The 18,164-nt window shown below is 37.3% G+C and carries 16 protein-coding genes; 2 read left to right on the forward strand and 14 right to left on the reverse strand.

Annotated features, from left to right (window positions below):
• Positions 1 to 89: 89 nt before the first annotated feature.
• Entirely contained in the window at positions 90 to 1,175 is a 1,086-nt protein-coding gene (locus tag AC1RFD_RS11855) for a bifunctional 3-deoxy-7-phosphoheptulonate synthase/chorismate mutase (protein ID WP_004226108.1), read from the reverse strand.
• 173 nt (positions 1,176 to 1,348) lie between these two features.
• Here AC1RFD_RS11855 and pilM point away from each other — a divergent pair, with 173 nt between their 5' ends.
• Positions 1,349 to 3,502, forward strand: a complete 2,154-nt coding sequence (pilM, locus tag AC1RFD_RS11860; RefSeq protein WP_048393505.1) for a pilus assembly protein PilM — start codon at positions 1,349 to 1,351, stop codon at positions 3,500 to 3,502.
• A gap of 53 nt (positions 3,503 to 3,555) precedes the next feature.
• Here pilM and AC1RFD_RS11865 read toward each other — a convergent pair whose 3' ends face one another.
• The 9 genes from AC1RFD_RS11865 to AC1RFD_RS11905 all read right to left on the reverse strand — a co-directional run bounded on the left by AC1RFD_RS11865 (position 3,556) and on the right by AC1RFD_RS11905 (position 13,560).
• Positions 3,556 to 4,056 carry a YtxH domain-containing protein gene (locus AC1RFD_RS11865; protein ID WP_004226105.1) on the reverse strand — a complete coding sequence of 167 codons (501 nt, stop codon included), beginning with the start codon at positions 4,054 to 4,056 and terminating at the stop codon, positions 3,556 to 3,558.
• A 135-nt stretch (positions 4,057 to 4,191) separates the two neighbouring features.
• Positions 4,192 to 4,695: a DUF948 domain-containing protein gene (locus tag AC1RFD_RS11870; protein ID WP_115674508.1), complete on the reverse strand. Its 504-nt coding sequence runs from the start codon at positions 4,693 to 4,695 to the stop codon at positions 4,192 to 4,194.
• Between the two features lie 109 nt (positions 4,696 to 4,804).
• A complete protein-coding gene (gene murC, locus AC1RFD_RS11875) occupies positions 4,805 to 6,118 on the reverse strand; it encodes a UDP-N-acetylmuramate--L-alanine ligase (RefSeq protein ID WP_004226102.1) in 1,314 nt (437 codons plus the stop codon).
• A 229-nt stretch (positions 6,119 to 6,347) separates the two neighbouring features.
• Positions 6,348 to 9,521, reverse strand: a complete 3,174-nt coding sequence (locus AC1RFD_RS11880) for a DNA translocase FtsK (protein ID WP_492474925.1) — start codon at positions 9,519 to 9,521, stop codon at positions 6,348 to 6,350.
• 262 nt (positions 9,522 to 9,783) lie between these two features.
• Positions 9,784 to 10,398, reverse strand: coding sequence for a YtpR family tRNA-binding protein (ytpR, locus tag AC1RFD_RS11885; RefSeq protein ID WP_048393499.1), 615 nt, complete (start codon positions 10,396 to 10,398; stop codon positions 9,784 to 9,786).
• A gap of 2 nt (positions 10,399 to 10,400) precedes the next feature.
• Complete coding sequence (locus tag AC1RFD_RS11890; RefSeq protein ID WP_081011002.1) at positions 10,401 to 11,219, reverse strand: DUF1444 domain-containing protein; 819 nt, start codon at positions 11,217 to 11,219, stop codon at positions 10,401 to 10,403.
• Positions 11,220 to 11,289: 70 nt separating this feature from the next.
• Positions 11,290 to 11,808, reverse strand: a complete 519-nt coding sequence (locus tag AC1RFD_RS11895) for a hypothetical protein (RefSeq protein WP_281216049.1) — start codon at positions 11,806 to 11,808, stop codon at positions 11,290 to 11,292.
• A gap of 94 nt (positions 11,809 to 11,902) precedes the next feature.
• Positions 11,903 to 12,424, reverse strand: a complete 522-nt coding sequence (locus AC1RFD_RS11900) for a DUF84 family protein (protein ID WP_054549934.1) — start codon at positions 12,422 to 12,424, stop codon at positions 11,903 to 11,905.
• A 59-nt stretch (positions 12,425 to 12,483) separates the two neighbouring features.
• The gene (locus tag AC1RFD_RS11905; protein WP_054549933.1) at positions 12,484 to 13,560 is read right to left on the reverse strand and encodes a M42 family metallopeptidase; all 1,077 of its coding nucleotides are present in this window, start codon (positions 13,558 to 13,560) and stop codon (positions 12,484 to 12,486) included.
• Between the two features lie 165 nt (positions 13,561 to 13,725).
• Between AC1RFD_RS11905 and AC1RFD_RS11910 the strand changes: the two genes are divergently transcribed.
• Complete coding sequence (locus AC1RFD_RS11910; RefSeq protein WP_004226089.1) at positions 13,726 to 14,040, forward strand: hypothetical protein; 315 nt, start codon at positions 13,726 to 13,728, stop codon at positions 14,038 to 14,040.
• Positions 14,041 to 14,257: 217 nt separating this feature from the next.
• Here AC1RFD_RS11910 and AC1RFD_RS11915 read toward each other — a convergent pair whose 3' ends face one another.
• The 4 genes from AC1RFD_RS11915 to AC1RFD_RS11930 form a co-directional block, all read right to left on the reverse strand.
• On the reverse strand, positions 14,258 to 15,484 hold the full coding sequence (locus AC1RFD_RS11915) for a carboxylate--amine ligase (protein WP_326140666.1): 1,227 nt from the start codon (positions 15,482 to 15,484) through the stop codon (positions 14,258 to 14,260).
• 127 nt (positions 15,485 to 15,611) lie between these two features.
• Positions 15,612 to 16,475, reverse strand: coding sequence for a YtnP family quorum-quenching lactonase (locus AC1RFD_RS11920; protein WP_326140665.1), 864 nt, complete (start codon positions 16,473 to 16,475; stop codon positions 15,612 to 15,614).
• An 11-nt stretch (positions 16,476 to 16,486) separates the two neighbouring features.
• Positions 16,487 to 17,137, reverse strand: coding sequence for a tRNA (guanosine(46)-N7)-methyltransferase TrmB (gene trmB, locus AC1RFD_RS11925; RefSeq protein WP_016991781.1), 651 nt, complete (start codon positions 17,135 to 17,137; stop codon positions 16,487 to 16,489).
• A 96-nt stretch (positions 17,138 to 17,233) separates the two neighbouring features.
• A complete protein-coding gene (locus tag AC1RFD_RS11930; RefSeq protein WP_048393488.1) occupies positions 17,234 to 18,163 on the reverse strand; it encodes a diacylglycerol/lipid kinase family protein in 930 nt (309 codons plus the stop codon).
• Between the last annotated feature and the right edge of the window lies 1 nt (position 18,164).

An 18,164-nucleotide genomic window follows, 5' to 3' on the forward strand; every position in this document is an offset into this window, starting at 1 on the left:
GTACTAATAGTCCTATTCTAGACATTATTTTGTCACGATATAACAAACACCGCCTGCCGAAGTAAGCAAGCGGTGTTCGCTGTTAACAATTAAGCATGAATTTCATGATTTTTCATGAATTTTTGTAGCGTTTCATAGAATGCGTCAAATGTTGGGATGTCCATTTGTTGTTGTGAGTCAGACAATGCCACAGATGGATCTGGATGCACCTCTGCCATGACGCCATCAGCACCAATTGCAATTGCTGCTTTTGCACATGGTAATAATAAATCACGACGCCCTGTTGAATGTGTAACATCTACGAATACTGGCAAATGCGTTTCTTGTTTTAAAACTGGTACGGCTGAAATATCTAATGTATTACGAGTTGCTTTTTCATAAGTACGAATACCACGTTCACAAAGGATAATGTTTTCATTTCCTTTAGACATAATGTATTCTGCAGCATGAATGAATTCATCAATTGTTGCAGCTAAACCTCGTTTTAATAAGACAGGTTTATTTGTTGCACCTGCTGCTTTTAATAATTCAAAGTTCTGCATATTACGTGCACCAATTTGGATGACATCAATATAATCCAATGCTTCCTCTAAATGACCTGGTGTCACGATTTCTGTAATAACACCTAAACCATATTCCTCGGACACACGTTTTAAGATTTTCAGACCTTCTAATCCAAGACCTTGGAAGTCATAAGGAGAAGTACGTGGCTTATAAGCACCACCACGAATTAACTTTTCGCCTTTTGCTTTAATAGAAGCAGCAACTGCTGCTACTTGCTCATAAGACTCAACCGCACAAGGACCAAATACGAAAGATGGTTTTCCTTGCCCAATTAATTCACCATTGATATTAATAATTGTATCTTCTGACTTCTTCTTACGAGATACAAGCAACTCTTTCTTTTTATCAGCCTCAAGTTGTTTTAAAGCTGTTTTAAAGATTTGCTTAAATATATAATCAACCGTCATTTGGTTTAATGGACCTTGATTGTGTTCTTTAATAAGATCAAGCATGTGTCTTTCACGCAGCGGATCATAGCGATTCACACCTTGTTTTTCCTTAATTTTACCGATTTCATCAACTACAGCTGCACGTTCATTAATTAGACGAAGAATTTCTAAGTTTAAACCGTCTATTTGACTACGTAAGCTTTCTAAATCTTTTTGGCTCATGCTTTCTTGCTCCTCTCCTCATGACAGACACTTTCAGAACTCTGAAATGTATGTTACATTTTTAGATAATAGCATTATTATAATCAATGTTGTTCAGAATGTCACGCATTTTTAATTTAGCGCTTCAACTCGCTAAATTATTTTCAAGTATGACGCGAAAGGAAGCGATTACATTGAGTTCTAAACTATTCGCACTTGATATTGGCACTCGCTCAGTGGTCGGGATTATTCTCCAAGAAGAAAATGATCATTTTCATGTGGAAGATATTTTAGTAAAAGAGCATAAAGAACGTGCCATGGTAGATGGACAAATACATAATGTCATGTATGTGGCAGAATTAATTAATGAAATAAAACGTGAACTTGAAGAGAAACATGGGCCTCTCACAAAGGTAAGTGTCGCTGCAGCAGGTCGATCTTTGAAAACTGAACAAGCTAGTGTGACCATCAATATTCGTAATCGACCAATTTTTACTGAAGAAGATATTAGTCGCTTGGAACTTCAGGCTGTTCAACAAGCACAGCAGCAACTCTTGCAACAAAAAGAGGATGCAAAAATTAGCCACTATTATTGTGTAGGTTACTCAGTCCTGTATTATCGCTTGGATGGCGAGGAGATCGGAAGCTTGCTGGATCAACAAGGGGATGAAGCCCAAATCGAAGTGATAGCAACGTTTCTACCTCGTGTAGTTGTGGAATCATTGATTGCCGCTCTTAAACGAGCTGATTTAGAGATGGAAGCATTGACGTTAGAACCGATTGCTGCCATTAATGTGCTGATTCCTCCAACGATGCGTCGCCTAAATGTGGCACTTGTTGATATAGGGGCAGGTACATCAGATATTGCCATTACGGATAAAAGTACAGTTGTAGCTTATGGCATGGTCCCTACAGCTGGCGATGAAATAACAGAAGCTTTAAGCGACCACTATTTGCTAGACTTCCCTGTAGCTGAAGAGGCTAAACGTCAGCTACAAACCTCTGAAGAGATATTGATTCAAGATATTCTAGGCTTTGATCAGTTCTATCCAAAGGAAGAGGTTTTTTTAGCAATTGAGCCTGCAGTGAAACAGTTGGCGAAGTCTATCGGAGAAGAAATTCTACGACTCAATAATCGAGTAGCACCCAAAGCCGTTATGCTGGTTGGTGGCGGTAGTTTAACACCCAACCTTACTACAGAACTAGGTCAAGTTCTAGATTTACCAGCTAATCGTATTGCTGTTCGAGGCATTGATGCTATTCAAAACTTAACAAAAGAAGATCATATAAAAGCCTCACCTGAATTAGTCACACCTATTGGTATTGCCATTGCTGCTAAAAAAATGCCGATTCAATATATGAGTTTAACAGTCAATAACCAAGTGGTACGCCTTTTTGAACTAAAAGAAATGACTGTTGCAGATGCCTTTCTAGCTGCAAATATTCGTGCAAAGCAATTATATGGAAAGCCAGGACATGGACTATCTATCAGTGTCAACGGACAGGACATATTTATACCAGGTGGACATGGTCAGCCTGCTGAAATATTGGTAAACGGGCAACAGGCATCAACAAAAAGCCTGATTAAAACTGGAGATGCCATTCAGTTAATAGAAGGCCAAGATGGGCAACAGGCGACGGCTACAGTAAGAGATCTTATAGATGATGCAGCAATAAAGACTGTGACAATCCAAAACACCAAATATGTGATTGAGCCCAAAATTTCTGTCAATAACTCTTCTGCATCACTCGATACCGTTTTAAATGATCGTGATATCGTCGTTTTTGATATTGCCGAAACAATTGAGGATGTATTCAAAATCACTAATAATTGGCATTTGTTAAAGCAATTTGAGTCCTATACGATTCAAGTAGATGGACAACCTTTATATTTACCAGAGTTCTCTTCTCAGCTAATGATTAATGGAAAAGTAGCCAAATTGAGCTATGCTGTACAAAATGGAGATGTGATAAGCTTCCAACAACCATCTCTACCAACAGTACAGCATATCGCAGACCAAATGAATCTTTTGCTAGAGGATAAAATCATTATTCATTTCCAACAGGAAGTTTTGGAACTAAAGAAGACTGCAAATGAAGCGATTGTTAATAAAATGGTTGTGTCACCACAATCCACTGTACCCAATGGAGCGACTTTAGTATTTAAAGAAAAGGATCGTAGTCGTTGGATTTATCAAGATGTTTTCCGATTCTCTAATTGGCAGCTGCCAAGTGCCTTTAAGGGGAATTTTACGATTTTAAGAAATGGTCAGCCAGCGAGCTTTGATACAGAGATATTTGGTGGTGATCAATTAGAAATAATATTAGAAGCTACACCTATCATTTAAAAAAAGGGATACGTTACAACTTTATCTTGTAACGTATCCCTTTATATTATGCATTATGCACGAACTTCTTCATTTGTTTCTTCTTTTTGATCTGCTTTTTCTGTCGTTTCTTCGGCTTTTGGTTCCTCACTTGGAATATAATCCTCTAATGGTTCTTCCCCTTCAAAGGAAACCGTACCATCATCAAAAACAGTTGGTGCTTTTGCTGTTTTTAGTGTTTTTACTTTCTCTACTAATTGTGTAGATTGCTCTTGAATTTGTTTAGAAAGTTGAACTGTTTTATCTTTTGCAGTTGTCGAGAAGTCTGCACTCTTATCTTTTAGCTGAACAGCTTGTACAGCCACATCACTGCGTAAATCTTTTCCTGATTTTGGAGCTAACAGTAGACCTGCAGCAGCCCCTACGATTCCACCAACTAATGCGCCAATCACAAAATCTTTCATGTTTACACGCTCCTCTTCATAAATCGAGTCTTGCGGATGATAAAGCTGAGGCAAAGAACTTTCAAGCTGCTGTTCCTTTACTTCGTTAAAATTTGGCTTTTGAGTTGTCATGCAACAATTCCTCCCCATCTAATTATCAAATTTGTCTAGACTGGTTGTCCATCTATTTTCACAGATGCATCTTCAACTTATATGTCTAAGACTTTATTTTTATTCAGCCAGCATAGAATACTCACTGAATAATTATCATTTTTTACGACCCCATTTTCTTTTTGGTGTTTCTTCTACTTGCACAGTTTCAAATGCATAGGCATCAGGTGATACCGTTTCCTGCTCGATGATTTTTCGCTTTTTCCATTTATCAGCAATACCCATCGCAACATTACTCCATTGTACAACTTGTGCAATTTTTTCTTCATTTTGTTCTACGCTTTTAGAGACAGAAGAAGTGATCTGCTGAACAGAATTATTTAAACCATTAACGGAGTCACCAATACCTTTAACAGCTTGAACAACTGAATTTAATTGTTCAGATTTATGTTGAATATCCTCTGCTAAGCTATTTGTTTTTGATAATAAAGAAGTTGTTTCGCGTGTAATGCCTTCCATTTGGCCTTCAATCCCAGATAATGTCCCTGCTAAGCTGTTTAAGATGGATTTAAGCGAGAATAATGTCATGCCCACGCTCACACATAAAATTAAAAAACCGATTGCAGCAATAATGGCTGCAATATACAAAATCACTTCCATAAGTTGACCTCCTGCTAGTAAATTGTCTTTACTATTACTTTCCCTATCTTCGACAAAAAAAACGGAATTCCTGCTTAAATTTGAGAAAAAACAGCTTAACCCCTACGGACTAAGCTGTTTCATTGTTTTTAAGCACGTCTTCAAAAGCATCTTGGAACTTGTGAACATCACCAGCGCCCATAAATAAAAATACTGCGCCATTATGTTTTGTTAATATATCAATTCCTTCAGTGGTAATCACTGCACTGCCTTCAATAAGTGACGCTAAATCATGAATAGAAAGCGCGCCTTGCGTTTCTCTCGCAGAGCCAAATATATCACATAAATAGGCTGTATCTGCAAGGCTCAAACTATCCGCAAAATCTTGTAAAAAAGCTTGTGTACGTGTAAATGTATGTGGTTGGAAAATCGCAACTAGCTCACGTTCAGGAAATTTTTGTCGTGCTGATTGAATTGTCGCGCGAATTTCCGTTGGATGGTGTGCATAGTCATCTATTAAAACATTATCCCCTATATCCGTCTCAGTAAAACGTCTTTTTACACCTTTATACGTGTGTAAACGCTCCTGAATAATATCTGGAGAAATGCCTTCATATTCACATAGCGTTATAACCGCCAATGTATTTAAAACAGCATGATCCCCAAATAATGGGATAAAGAAAGTGCTATAAAATTCATTACGTACAAAAACATCAAATTTTGTACCCTCAGTTGTTTTTTCAACATTACGAGCTTCAAAGTCATTTTCAGCACCAAATCCATAATACACAACTGGTACTTTTGCTTGAATACGTTGAAGCTGTTCATCATCACCACATGCTATAATTGCTTTTTTCACTTGTAATGCTAATGATTGAAATGCAGAATATACGTCCTCTATATTAGCGAAGTAATCTGGATGATCAAAATCGATGTTCGTCATCACAGCATAATCAGGATTATATGCTAAAAAGTGACGGCGGTATTCACACGCCTCCATTACAAAAAAATCAGCATTTTCATGACCTGCCCCAGTACCATCACCAATTAAATAAGATGTCGGTTTATAGCCACCTACCACATGTGCCATTAAACCAGTCGTAGATGTTTTACCATGTGCACCTGTGATGGCAATAGATGTATAGTTGCCAATATATTCACCTAAAAATTTATGGTAACGAATGACTTCTACACCTATTTCTCGAGCACGTACTAATTCAGGGTGATCATCGGAAAATGCATTACCTGCGATCACTGTCATACCTTCTTTAATATTATCTGCATTAAATGTAAAAATTGGAATATTACGTTCACGTAACGGTTGCTCCGTGAAGAAATATTTATCGACATCTGAGCCCTGTACTTGTTCACCAGCATCAAATAAGATTTGTGCAAGCGAACTCATGCCAGAACCTTTAATGCCTGTGAAATGAAAAACTGTCATTAATTAAACCCCCCGGGAATTTCAATATCCCATCTATCATCTATTAGGTGTATCGTATTATTTCACGAATGGTTAGGTATTAATACCTTCACAAGTGTTAAAAAATACGTACTATTCAACACATCTTGTCTATTATAGCACTTTTTATGCATAAGGATAGATGTGTAACTTTTCTAAAAAAACTAAATTCGACGTAAATTAGATAATCTAGACGAAAACAATGCAATTCTTATTCAAACATAGTAATTAAATCTTCTTCTGTAATGTAACTTTCACGTGGCTTACTTCCTCTTGCTTCCGAAACAAAACCATGTGATTCTAACATGTCAATTAAACGAGCAGCACGATTATAGCCAATATGATACTTTCGTTGAATCAATGAGGTAGAAGCGCCACCTTGCTCATAGACAAATCGACAAACATCTTCAAATAAATCGTCCTGTTCTGCGGACACCTCTGTTTTCTTTAATAATTCCTCTTGATCGAAAATATAATCAGGCTCACCCTGTTCACGAACATGCTCAATAATCGATTCAATTTCATCATCTGTAACAAAAGTTCCCTGTAAACGCACGGGCGCTGACATACCATTACCTAAATATAGCATATCCCCTCGACCAAGTAACCTTTCAGCTCCTTGCCCATCTAAAATGGTACGAGAATCAATTTGAGAGGAAACTGCAAAGGCAATACGTGTAGGGATATTTGATTTGATTAACCCTGTAATAACATCCACTGAAGGTCTTTGCGTTGCAACAATTAAATGAATACCACATGCACGTGCCTTTTGAGCAATACGGCAAATGGCCTCCTCTACATCTGCTGGAGACATCATCATTAAATCTGCTAACTCATCAATGACAATTAAAATGTAAGGCAACTTCAGGCTATGTTCATTATTTTTATCAGCTATGGCATTAAAACGTGTAATATCACGTGCACCTGCATGAGCGAATAGTTGATAGCGACGCTCCATTTCCTCAACTGCCCATTTTAGTGCCGCCGTTGCCGCCTTTACATCTGTAATGACAGGACTAACTAAATGCGGAATATGGTTAAATGGCGCCAGCTCTACCATTTTAGGGTCGATCAGCATGAGTTTTAGCTCGTGTGGTGCAGCTTTATATAATAAACTAACCAAAATAGAATTAATACAAACGGATTTACCCGAACCCGTTGCACCAGCGATTAAGCCATGTGGCATTTTACGCAGATCTAACGTAACAGGTTTTCCAGTCAAATCAAGTCCTAATGCTGCCTCTAATGGTGAATCTGACTCAACGAAGGAGGCACTATTTGTTACCTCAGATAAGCGAACAGCTCGTGATACTCTATTTGGGATCTCAATACCGATCGAACTTTTCCCAGGAATTGGTGCTTGAATACGAATATCTTTTGCTGCTAGGGCAAGTTTTAAATCATCTGCTAAGTTTCGAATTTTACTCACCTTTGTACCATGGCTCACCGTTATTTCAAATTGAGTAACAGCAGGACCTTGCATAATCGATTCAATTTGCGCAGAAACTTGGAAATAAGATAGTGCTTCGACTAATGTCTCGCCCTGTTGCTCCATCCAATCCGTATCCTGTGTTTTTTCCTCTGGTGGCTCTAGATATTCATCCGTTGGCTTTTGATAGACGTGTACAGGCTTTGCTGGTATCTCAGCTTCTACTTCTACTTCTACTTCTACTTCTACTTCTACTTCTTGTGGTGCTACTTGATTCTCAACAGATTCTACCGGAGCATAATCTACAATTTCTGAAACTACTTCAGGTTCGATAGCTAGTTCTGGTTCTGACACTTGGTCCCGTTCTGAAGATAGTTCAAGTTCTGGTTCTAATTCAAGCTCTGGCTCAATAGTTGCAGAAATTTCATCAGCAGCTGCTTTTTCAATTTCTATTCTTTCATTTATTGAGATACTTGACATTGATGTAACAGGAGCCATTGTAATTACAGCAATAGGCTCTTCAGCACTACTTGTTGTAGGGACACTTTCTACTTCATCTTTTACCTCAAGTTGCACTGGACCATCTACTTGCAATTGAACAGTCTCTGACATATGGAAATCGTTGTCATCTTCTGGTGGTGAAACGGACATTTCGCTTGTTGTCATGCTGTCTAAGGACGATGATTTTTCTGGCATCACATCCACTAGTTTGTTTTTCTCTGTTTCTGGCATGCTCTCTACACGTATAGGCTGCTGAGCCATCTTCAATTGCTGTTGGATTCTCCATTTTTCTTTATCTGTTTTTAACATTAGTACATTAAATGGAATTCGACTTTTTTCTTCCCTCGATGCAGTATCAGGAGATTGGTCATCCATTGATGGTTGAACGACAGTAACTTCTCCAATATGGATCGTAGAATTTTCTATTTGTACTTGTTCCACAATCATTTCTTTGACATGGATTTCCGATTGATCTGCTGAAAGTTGTTGAACTGTTTGATCTTGAACAACAGCTTCCTTCTCTTGCCCTTCAAAATCCATAGCAAAAGAAGTAGTTTGAGGCACAGCTACATTTGATGACAAATTTTCCTTATCATCGTTCTCTTCAACCAACAGTTCTTCCTCAAAAATAATTGGTTCACTTACTGTCGAAAGTTCTTTCGATTGAATAATCTCATGGTGTTCCGTTAAAACCGTTTGGTTTGTGCTAGCCGGCTCTTTTTCTTCTAGTATATTTTCATTGACCTCATTTGTTGTCGCTTCTTTTAAAGGCTTTGCAACAGTAACCCTTTCAACTGCCTGTACATCGGTTTCTTGCTTCTCATATTCCTCTTTTCTTTTATCTAATAAATCTTTAATGGGACTTGGTTTTGCAAAACCATAGACAGGTGAAGGCACATCTGTTGGAACAAATCGTTTGCGATTCTCAGGCATAATATTTTCAACTTTTTGTTCTTTTCGCTGACTCTTTTCTTTTGGTGCAGGTGCAGTCATAGGACTTATAGTAGCTGTTTCATTTTGTGCATCTCGAAAGACTAAGCTTGCTCTTGAACGAAATTCTTGTTCTGAAGGCTGACTTTTCATCATTGTTTTTCTACCTGTACGTTTAGAGCGATTTGCTAGTAAATCTCGAATTCCTGAAACCTCAACATCATAAACACTAGAATCGACAATATGATGATTTAAATGTTTTGGTAACGATAAATCCCCAATTTGTCCATAATCATCATCTTCCATTTGATCAAACATTTCTTTTGAGGGCGTATAGGATGCTTCACCTTCATCATCGTCAATCAAAGGGAAACGGAAAGTCTTTTGCTTAGCGATTGGTGGTTCTTTTTGTGTATGTAATTGCTCCGACTGAACTTCTCCATAATCCTCATAATATTCTTCATACTCATAGTCTTCATCTTCTTTATTAATAAATTTACTAATTTGTTTTTTAAACCAGTTCACTTCGTTTCACTCATTTCTCTTACACTTCATTTATAGCATTGTCTAGTTTTATATTTATCAATAGCTCAATGTCTACATCAAAAAGCATACCATAAAAACGGTCTTGAAACTTGCATTTAGAGGCTCATTCTAAACAAAAAAATCGTTATGCTACTAGCATATTAGTAACATAACGATTTAGGGCATTTCACCTTGACACAAGGAATAATATCATGATAAAACATTTAAATTTTAATAATTTCTTTTTTAAATAGGGGAATTTTTATTTAGTTGGTGATTCAAAAGCACTACCAACTATAGCATCCTCTGGTAATACTAAAATTCCTTTTTCAGATGGTGCATTAGGAATCGCTAATTCACGCGCTGAACAAAGCATGCCGTAAGACTCAACACCACGTAAATTTCCTTCTTTAATAAGCATTCCCGAAGGCATTACGGCACCAATTTTCGCAACAACTACCTTCTGACCTGCTTCTACATTAGGAGCTCCACATACAATTTGTAGTATCTCATCTCCTACATTGACTGAACAGATACTCAATTTGTCAGCATTTGGATGCTTGTCCTTTGTTTCTACATAACCAACCACAAATTTTGGTGAAAAATCAACATCAAGATTAATATTAGCTCCATTTTTTTCGATTGCCACTGCTAGCTGTGCTACTAATTCTGGTGTCACTTCTACTAAGCCTTTAGCATCTGTTTGGATGTAACTGCTCGCATTAAATAAATTGAAGGCTTTAATTTCTCCCGTTTGAGCTTCCCTTAAAATAGCAATATCACCAGCACGTTCTACTTCTGTTTTCACAATAGCCTCCGTTGCTAGTTGAACTAGTAAGACATCTCCTACATGCTCTTTGTTGTAAAATACGTTCATTGTTATTCTTGCTCCTTTTTCACTCTGTTTTTTGCTAAGATAAAGATTGGTTCTAGTTCTCCATCTTCATAAATAAAAGATAATGACGTAATCGGTACAGTACCGACTGCAAAGAAATGCATCGTCATCTGTGCTAATACATCATACCCTGTTTCATTACGAATATCACCTATAATTAATACATCTTGATGAGGCACGGATAATGTCATATCGCCCTCCACTTGTGCCTGCATTTCTTTTAAAAAGCTCTCATTTAAAATACGGCTAGCATCATAGCCATCATTCACATTGACAAAATAAAAAATATTACCTGCTACCTCATCTTTTTTATAGGCGGTTGGTAGTTGTTTCACCGAAAAGCGTGCCATTTCTCGAATTTGTTCTACCGTTAATTGTAAGGCTTCTAGCATGGATTCATCAATAAAGCGATAGGTTTTACCTAAATCGAGTGCATAAAAAACGCGCGTTTCAGCTGTATGCTCAGTTGTAATAAAGGCATGCCCTTCTTTCGATGCCTGTGGATAAGAAGTGGCACGAATCACGGGATAAATCTGTGTAGTCGTTTGGAAACCCTGTTCTTTTTCTTGTACCATTGCATTAAAGGTTTGCTCAATTGTATATATAACTTCTTCAATCGCTGACTCTTGCTTGTCATTATATTTTGCTAAGATCCCAGGTAAGGAGAGCTCCATCCCTTTTTCAATTGTCTTATGATTCAAGCGTAATTTATCGTACTTTTTATCAAAATGAAATTCATATTTCTCTTCAGTTAATTGCTTTTTTAATAGCTCGACTAGTTGTTCAGACTTCATTCGCTTCATCTTTTTCACATCCTAACTTCAAAATGAAACGGCTCACATGTTTGTGAACCGTTCTGTTCATTCCTTCTATTTACTTCATCTTAACCGAATGAACGATTTTCGTCATCTCACGCAAATTATTTTCAATTTGTTTTGCTTTTGAAATGGTTGTCATCTTCACACCACCACTACTAACAATGAGCTCCATTTCATTTTCTTCGTCCGTTTTTAGAACCGCTGTGAAGCCATAACGACCATCCTTATCAAAAGTCGATTCCTCGATAATTTTGTCCGCTTCATTTTCTTTTAAAAGATTATAATAAAGTTTACTGTCTTGTGCTTCACGATCATTGATAAAAAGAATGTAGCTTTCTTTGCCTTTTGAAATCACAATATTATAAGCATCTGAACTGTCTTCAATTTTAAAGTTTGAAGGTAAGTATAATTTGATATCCCCAATTTCTACTGTATGTTCTTCTGGCTCTTCAGCAAAAACCTTCTCCGTTAATTGGAGCCCATTAGCAATTTGATCATCAATAGATTGATTGCAGCCAGAAAGGACAAGAAGTATAAGCATTAGGCCAATTGCTCTTAGCCATGAAAATAACATGTCTCTCTTCCTTTCACTACTAACTTTTTTCTATTTTAAAAAAATTAATCATAAGATGCAACCTAACTATCCTCTCATCACTAATTCTTTTTAACTATTTTTGTGAAAATGTGAACAAATATTGACCAACTAAAAGCGAGACAATATGCTCAAACATCATCTGTCTACTAACTAAACCTTGCGTAAAAATACCTACAGCACCTGCGCCTTGACGAATATCTCGACGCTTTGTATATTGCTCCATAATCGGTCCAAGTTCTCCACCAGTTCTTATTTCCTGGGCAATTTCTTTTGGCAGAATAATTTGTGCGCCAGCAGCTGTAAACATTGTTCCATCTGACACAGTTAATGCACCCCAGTTACAAACATACATGTCATCATCGATTTCAGTTACGCCACCTTCTAAGCCAAATGATAATTCTGCATCCGTTAAAATCAAGGCGTTTTTAGCACGATTCATTGCCCCTAATCTAGTTTCTTCATTACTTATCGGTTGATCTGATACTTCAGAAGCAGCTTTGACATGAGTAAAGAGAGAATCCTCAAAGTATTTGCGAACAATTACTTCAACTGCTTCTGTTTTGGCCTTATTGGTTGTGCCAATGGCTATTTTCATTTAATCCCCACTTTCTTTCCATAGAAAAAGATGCCTCTAAAAGGCATCTTCCTAGCTTCTTATACATTAGCGTGAATTGACTCTAATGTCGAACGATCTGCTTTTTTCACTAATTCAACAATTAAAGCTTTGGCAGCTGCATAATCATCAATGTGAATAATTGATGCTGATGTATGAATATAACGTGAGCATACACCAATAACTGCACTTGGAACGCCATCGTTTGCTGTATGCACTCGACCAGCATCTGTTCCACCTTGGGAGACAAAGTATTGATAAGGGATATGATTGGATTCGGCCGTATCTAAAATGAATTCACGCATACCACGATGTGTTACCATTGTACGATCTAAAATACGAAGTAAAGTACCTTTGCCGAGCTGTCCAAATTGACTTTTTTCACCTGACATATCATTGGCAGGAGAAGCATCTAGTGCAAAGAATAAATCTGGTTTAATCATGTTTGCTGATACTTGTGCACCGCGCAAGCCAACCTCTTCCATTACATTTGCACCTGAGTATAAATGTGAACCTAATTTTTCGTGCTGTACTTCTTTCATTAGTTCAATCGCTAGACCACAGCCATAGCGGTTATCCCAAGCTTTAGCCATAATTTTCTTCGGATTAGCCATTGGTGTGAATGGACAAATTGGTATGATGGATTGTCCAGGACGAACACCCATAGACATAGCATCTTCTTTATTATCAGCACCAACATCGATAAGCATATTTTTTATATCCATTGGCTTCGCTCGTTCTGCATCTGTTAATAAATGGGGTGGGATGGATGAAACTACACCAGGAATTGCCCCATTTTTCGTATATACTTCTACACGCTGTGCAAGCATAACCTGGTTCCACCAGCCGCCCAATGTTTGAAAACGGATCATTCCGTTATCTGTGATAGAAGTAACCATAAATGCTACCTCATCCATATGACCAGCAACTAATATTTTCGGTGCATCCGTAACATCACTGTGCTTAACACCAAAAATACCCCCCAAATTATCTTGAACGATTTCATCCGAGTACTTTTCTAACTCAGAACGCATGAACGCGCGTACTGCGTGTTCATTACCCGGAGCGCCTGGTAATTCTGTTAATGTTTTAAATAATTGTAATGTTTCCTCATTCATGATGACTCTCTCCCCACGAAGTAGAATATTCTTCCTTGCCTATTGTAACACAATTATTTCCGAATTCGAAATATTGATACATTTCCTCAATCCGCTTAATTGTGAACGTGCATTCACTCTATAGGCTATGCTAAAATAAAGGTATAGAAAAAGGAGGAAAAAAGTATGAAATTACGTGATTTTTTAATTGGTGTCGCAACTGGCTTAGCTGCCGCAGTCATTATTAAAGAAGCTAGTGAAAAAGTTTCTCCGTTCGTACCTGCAGGACAAGTACTTGAAAACATAAAAAGAGAATTTAAAAAGGATTCACCGATTGATGGTTCTTGGATTTTTATGAAAACTGAAGATTTTACAAACGGTATTATTACCATCCCAGTATATCGTGGGGGGATCTCGCGTATGCATGAAGGTGAGATGCAGACATTCGAATTTGCTGCCGATGCACGCTCTGGTGTTGTCGTGGAACTAACAGAAGTTTAATTATGTATATACAATAGAAGCCATCTCATAAATTGAAGATGGCTTCTTATAATGTTAAAAAACAAAACATTTTTGTGAAAGGTGAAAAGAGATTTCCAATGCGCTGGCGGAACGGAAATCAACCCCTCACCTTGCTAAAGGGCCTTTTCTGCTACTCATAATATCTAATTCAACAACATAAGAAGCCATCTCATAAAATGAAGATGGCTTCTCTATGTTATTCTGATAAACCTTTATTATTAAAGTACTTTTTATACTTACGGTAATAATTTAAATTATTGAGTGTTAGTTTCACCCAACGCTTCGCATTCATATCCTCGTTAAAGTAAAGAGAATTTGTGTATTTACCCTCACTAATTAATTTTTTTGCTTCTAGTTTGAGCTTTTCATTCGATGCATATTTGAATAATACACCTTTAGGAATAATCATCCATAAATGCTTGTCCTCCACATATGTGACTTCTTGCTCGATATTTAACATATGGTCATCCGCAACATACTTCATTAAATTATGCCCACTTGCTGTTACATAATAGCTAGAACGCCCATTACGTAAATTGATTTCAAAAAGTTTATATTGCTTGTCTCGAATATCATATTTCATATCAAAATTCGCAAAACCTGTATAGCCAATGTCCTCTAGGAAGAAACGTACTTGATCCATTAATTCTTTATCATAGGTTGTCACGATGGCTGCATAACTTCCGATTCCTTCAGGAGAATGTTCTTCTAGAATAGGGTTACCTAGACACATCAGCTTCACTTTTCCATCCTTTCCTACATAGGCATTTAACACACGCATATAGGAATCGTCCCCAGGAATAAATTCTTGAATAATCATTGTATCCTGATAAGTAGAGCTATAAATAGCTTTTAATATAGCCGTTTTTTCCGCTTCATCATGTGCAACAAATACTTTTTTCTTCCCAGGGAATTTACAAGCCCAATATTCTACAGAGTTGGAAGCCTTTAAAATGATAGGGTAAGCAAATGGTGGTGTAAAGTTTTCATAGTTGTCAGCTGTCACCGTTGTTGTACCTGGATATTTAAAATTATATTGATCACACATTTTATAGAAATTTTCTTTCAATAAAATTTCATCCATCAATGATTCGTCGATATAAGGTACGGTAAAATGCTCTTGTAATGCTGGCTTATTTTTGATGATCAGCTTGGCATAATCGTCCCCACATGCTAAAAGTAATAGTTTTTTATCAGCATATTTTTTTGCAACTTCTGCAAGGGCAGGTGCAAAAACATCTTGTTCATTTAAACGGTCTATTTCTTGAAATTGTAGGATATGGCTATCTTGTGTTGCTGTTAAATGAGAACGTCCTAAAACAAGTGGTTTAATACCATATGCTTCATAAAACGCACGTGCCATACCATATGCATTCATATCTGATCCAAGTAAAACGGGTAAAAATGGTTGTTCAGTTGCCATGTTTATTTCAACTCTCTTTTGTATTTTAGTATCGTGTTAAGTGTATCATATTTTCTATCCTGTTCACGAACAAAAACGCGAGGTATTGACAATTTATATGCCAAATACCTCGCCTTTGCTTGCTCGATTAAAATGTAATAACAGCTTGTCTACTACGCTCTAGTTTATCCACAATCTCTTTGCCTGACTCATCCCATCGAATCATACGGTAATAAGCATCGTGATAGAAAATAAAGCCATAGTTATTTGCAAGGGCTTCTTTCATCAGTCGCTCTTTTGCAAATACACTTGTCATTGGATAATCGTCATAGGCTAATACCCATAATGGATTTTGATGAGCATGAGTCGGCATAATATCTGCCATATGCAATAACACTTCATCATTTTGCGTTAGCTTGATGACAGCATGACCCTCACTATGACCACCAGTATGAAGCATTTCGATTCCAGGTATTACTTCCAATGACTCTTCGTAGGTTTCAACTAAATGCTGAACTGGCTCCCAATTTTCTTTCCAATAAGTATTTTTAGAACGGATATTGGGGTTACGCATTTCATCCCATTCAATTTTCGTTACAAAAATCTTGGCATTTGGGAAAGTTGGTACAAGTACATCCCCTTCCCACTGTGTTAACCCCCCAGCGTGATCAAAATGTAAATGCGTCATTAACACTGCATCAATATCTGCTGTCGTTAATCCTAACTCTTGTAAGCTATCAGCTAACGAAGATTCTTCTGTTACACCAAAGTTTCGTAGCTGCTTTTCATTTAATTTGTTAAAGCCAACACCCGTATCAATAAGGTAGTTTTTGCCCCCAAATTGAATAAGAATAGGTTCTGTTGGTAATTCAATTTGGTTTTTTTCATTGACTGGATATTTGCGGGACCAAAGAGGCTTTGGTACAACACCAAACATCGCACCACCATCTAGGCACGTAACACCCCCGTTTAGCCATGATAATGACATATTGTGAAACTGTAACTGATCCATCCATATTCCCCCTACAATTTAGTGATAAATTGCGATTCTAAGCGATAAATCGGCTGCCCCTTCGCAGAAAACTTCTCTTCATATTCTGTCATCACATTATCCTCTGGCATATTTGCATGCAGGTCGAGAGATACATACTTTAATAACATCCCATATTCAGACATACTGATTAAAGAATACTCGAAAAGACCTCGGTTATCCGTTTTAAAATGGACTTCCCCATTATCCACTAAAATCGACTCATATAATTTCAAAAAATCCCCGTGCGTTAAACGTCTTTTTGCATGTCGTGTTTTTGGCCAAGGATCTGAGAAATTCAGGTATACACGTGATACATCGTTTTTGTCAAAGAATTTATATAAATCTGCGCCATTTACTTTTAGTAAACGTAAATTCGCTGGAGATTTTGCCTCTAGCACTTTTTCTAGTGCACAAACAATCACACTATCGTAAAGTTCAATGCCAATATAATTGATTGTTGGATTTTGCAAAGCCATACCGGTCACAAATTGTCCTTTTCCAGACCCTACTTCAATATGAATAGGGTTGTCATTGCCGAAAACAGCCTGCCAATTTCCTTTAAAGTCTTCAGGATTTGGAATAATCACCTCTGGGTGATCTGTAATCATTTCCTCTGCCCAAGGCTTATTTCTTAATCTCAATGTTGTTCCTCATTTCTTTCTTGTGAAATTATTGATTTTTTTATAGTATAACGTATTCCCTTATAATTCGCATGAAATTATTGCACAATGATATTTTTATGAATCCTTAACAATAACCTGCCAAGCATTTTGTTGTATTGTACAGTGGATATTGGTCTCTTGATTGACAATGCCAATATAATTACCATCCGTATGGCAGTCAACCTTATCTGCTACGATAAGATCAAAGACCTGCCCCTGTAAAAAAGTAACTTCCTTAAATTTTGTATGTTTTTCAAAAAACACAGTGACAAATACCAGTAATAATTTGATACGAGAAATACCATGTACAATTGTGATATCCACTTGCCCATCATCTGCTTTTGCGGCAGGTGATATTTTCATGCCGCCTCCAAAATAAGGTTGATTACTCATCGCCACAAACCACGTCTGCTGAAATTGCCATTCCTGTCCCTCTGAACGTATCGTTATGTCAAAGCGTTCAAAGCGAAATAACCCTCTAATTACAGCGACAGCATACGAAAGTTTCCCTAGTCCAATCTTATTGAGATAAAACTTAAGAGGAGAAGTGTTAATTGATTTTGTCACAAAGGCATCGAAGCCTATGCCAGCATTATTAACAAATATTTCTTTTCGTTGATTATCAATCTGAACGATCCCTGCATCCATTCTTACATTAGCCAAGGTAGTCTTTACATAATCCTCGATTTGCTGGGCATTGGAAAAGGTATGAAAATAACGTGCAAAGTCATTACCAGAGCCAGCACGAACTACACCAATTATGATGTGTTTATTATGTATAACACCACTAACTACTTCATGAATGGTGCCATCACCACCAACAACGACAAGCAATTTCTTCTCTTGTTGCTGGTGTGCCCATTGTTGAGCGATTTCCTGTCCATGTCCTGCATATTCAGTAAAAGCCACTTGATAGGAAATCGTTAGATGCTCTTGAAGTTGGAGCCAAACTTTTTTTCCTTTTCCATTCCCAGCGGCCTCATTGACAATAAATAGAACGTTCATA

Source organism: Lysinibacillus sp. GW823-FHT02G10 (genome assembly GCF_058797135.1).

Coding starts and splice junctions, on each gene's coding strand:
- AC1RFD_RS11900 (WP_054549934.1), bottom strand. CDS start 12,424: ATGAAAATAGCCATTGGCACAACCAATAAGGCCAAAACAGAAGCAGTT.
- AC1RFD_RS11930 (WP_048393488.1), bottom strand. CDS start 18,163: ATGAACGTTCTATTTATTGTCAATGAGGCCGCTGGGAATGGAAAAGGA.
- AC1RFD_RS11905 (WP_054549933.1), bottom strand. CDS start 13,560: ATGAATGAGGAAACATTACAATTATTTAAAACATTAACAGAATTACCA.
- AC1RFD_RS11915 (WP_326140666.1), bottom strand. CDS start 15,484: ATGGCAACTGAACAACCATTTTTACCCGTTTTACTTGGATCAGATATG.
- AC1RFD_RS11895 (WP_281216049.1), bottom strand. CDS start 11,808: ATGTTATTTTCATGGCTAAGAGCAATTGGCCTAATGCTTATACTTCTT.
- AC1RFD_RS11855 (WP_004226108.1), bottom strand. CDS start 1,175: ATGAGCCAAAAAGATTTAGAAAGCTTACGTAGTCAAATAGACGGTTTA.
- AC1RFD_RS11890 (WP_081011002.1), bottom strand. CDS start 11,219: ATGAAGCGAATGAAGTCTGAACAACTAGTCGAGCTATTAAAAAAGCAA.
- ytpR (WP_048393499.1), bottom strand. CDS start 10,398: ATGAACGTATTTTACAACAAAGAGCATGTAGGAGATGTCTTACTAGTT.
- AC1RFD_RS11865 (WP_004226105.1), bottom strand. CDS start 4,056: ATGACAACTCAAAAGCCAAATTTTAACGAAGTAAAGGAACAGCAGCTT.
- murC (WP_004226102.1), bottom strand. CDS start 6,118: ATGACAGTTTTTCATTTCACAGGCATTAAAGGTTCTGGCATGAGTTCG.
- AC1RFD_RS11870 (WP_115674508.1), bottom strand. CDS start 4,695: ATGGAAGTGATTTTGTATATTGCAGCCATTATTGCTGCAATCGGTTTT.
- AC1RFD_RS11920 (WP_326140665.1), bottom strand. CDS start 16,475: ATGGATCAGTTACAGTTTCACAATATGTCATTATCATGGCTAAACGGG.
- AC1RFD_RS11910 (WP_004226089.1), top strand. CDS start 13,726: ATGAAATTACGTGATTTTTTAATTGGTGTCGCAACTGGCTTAGCTGCC.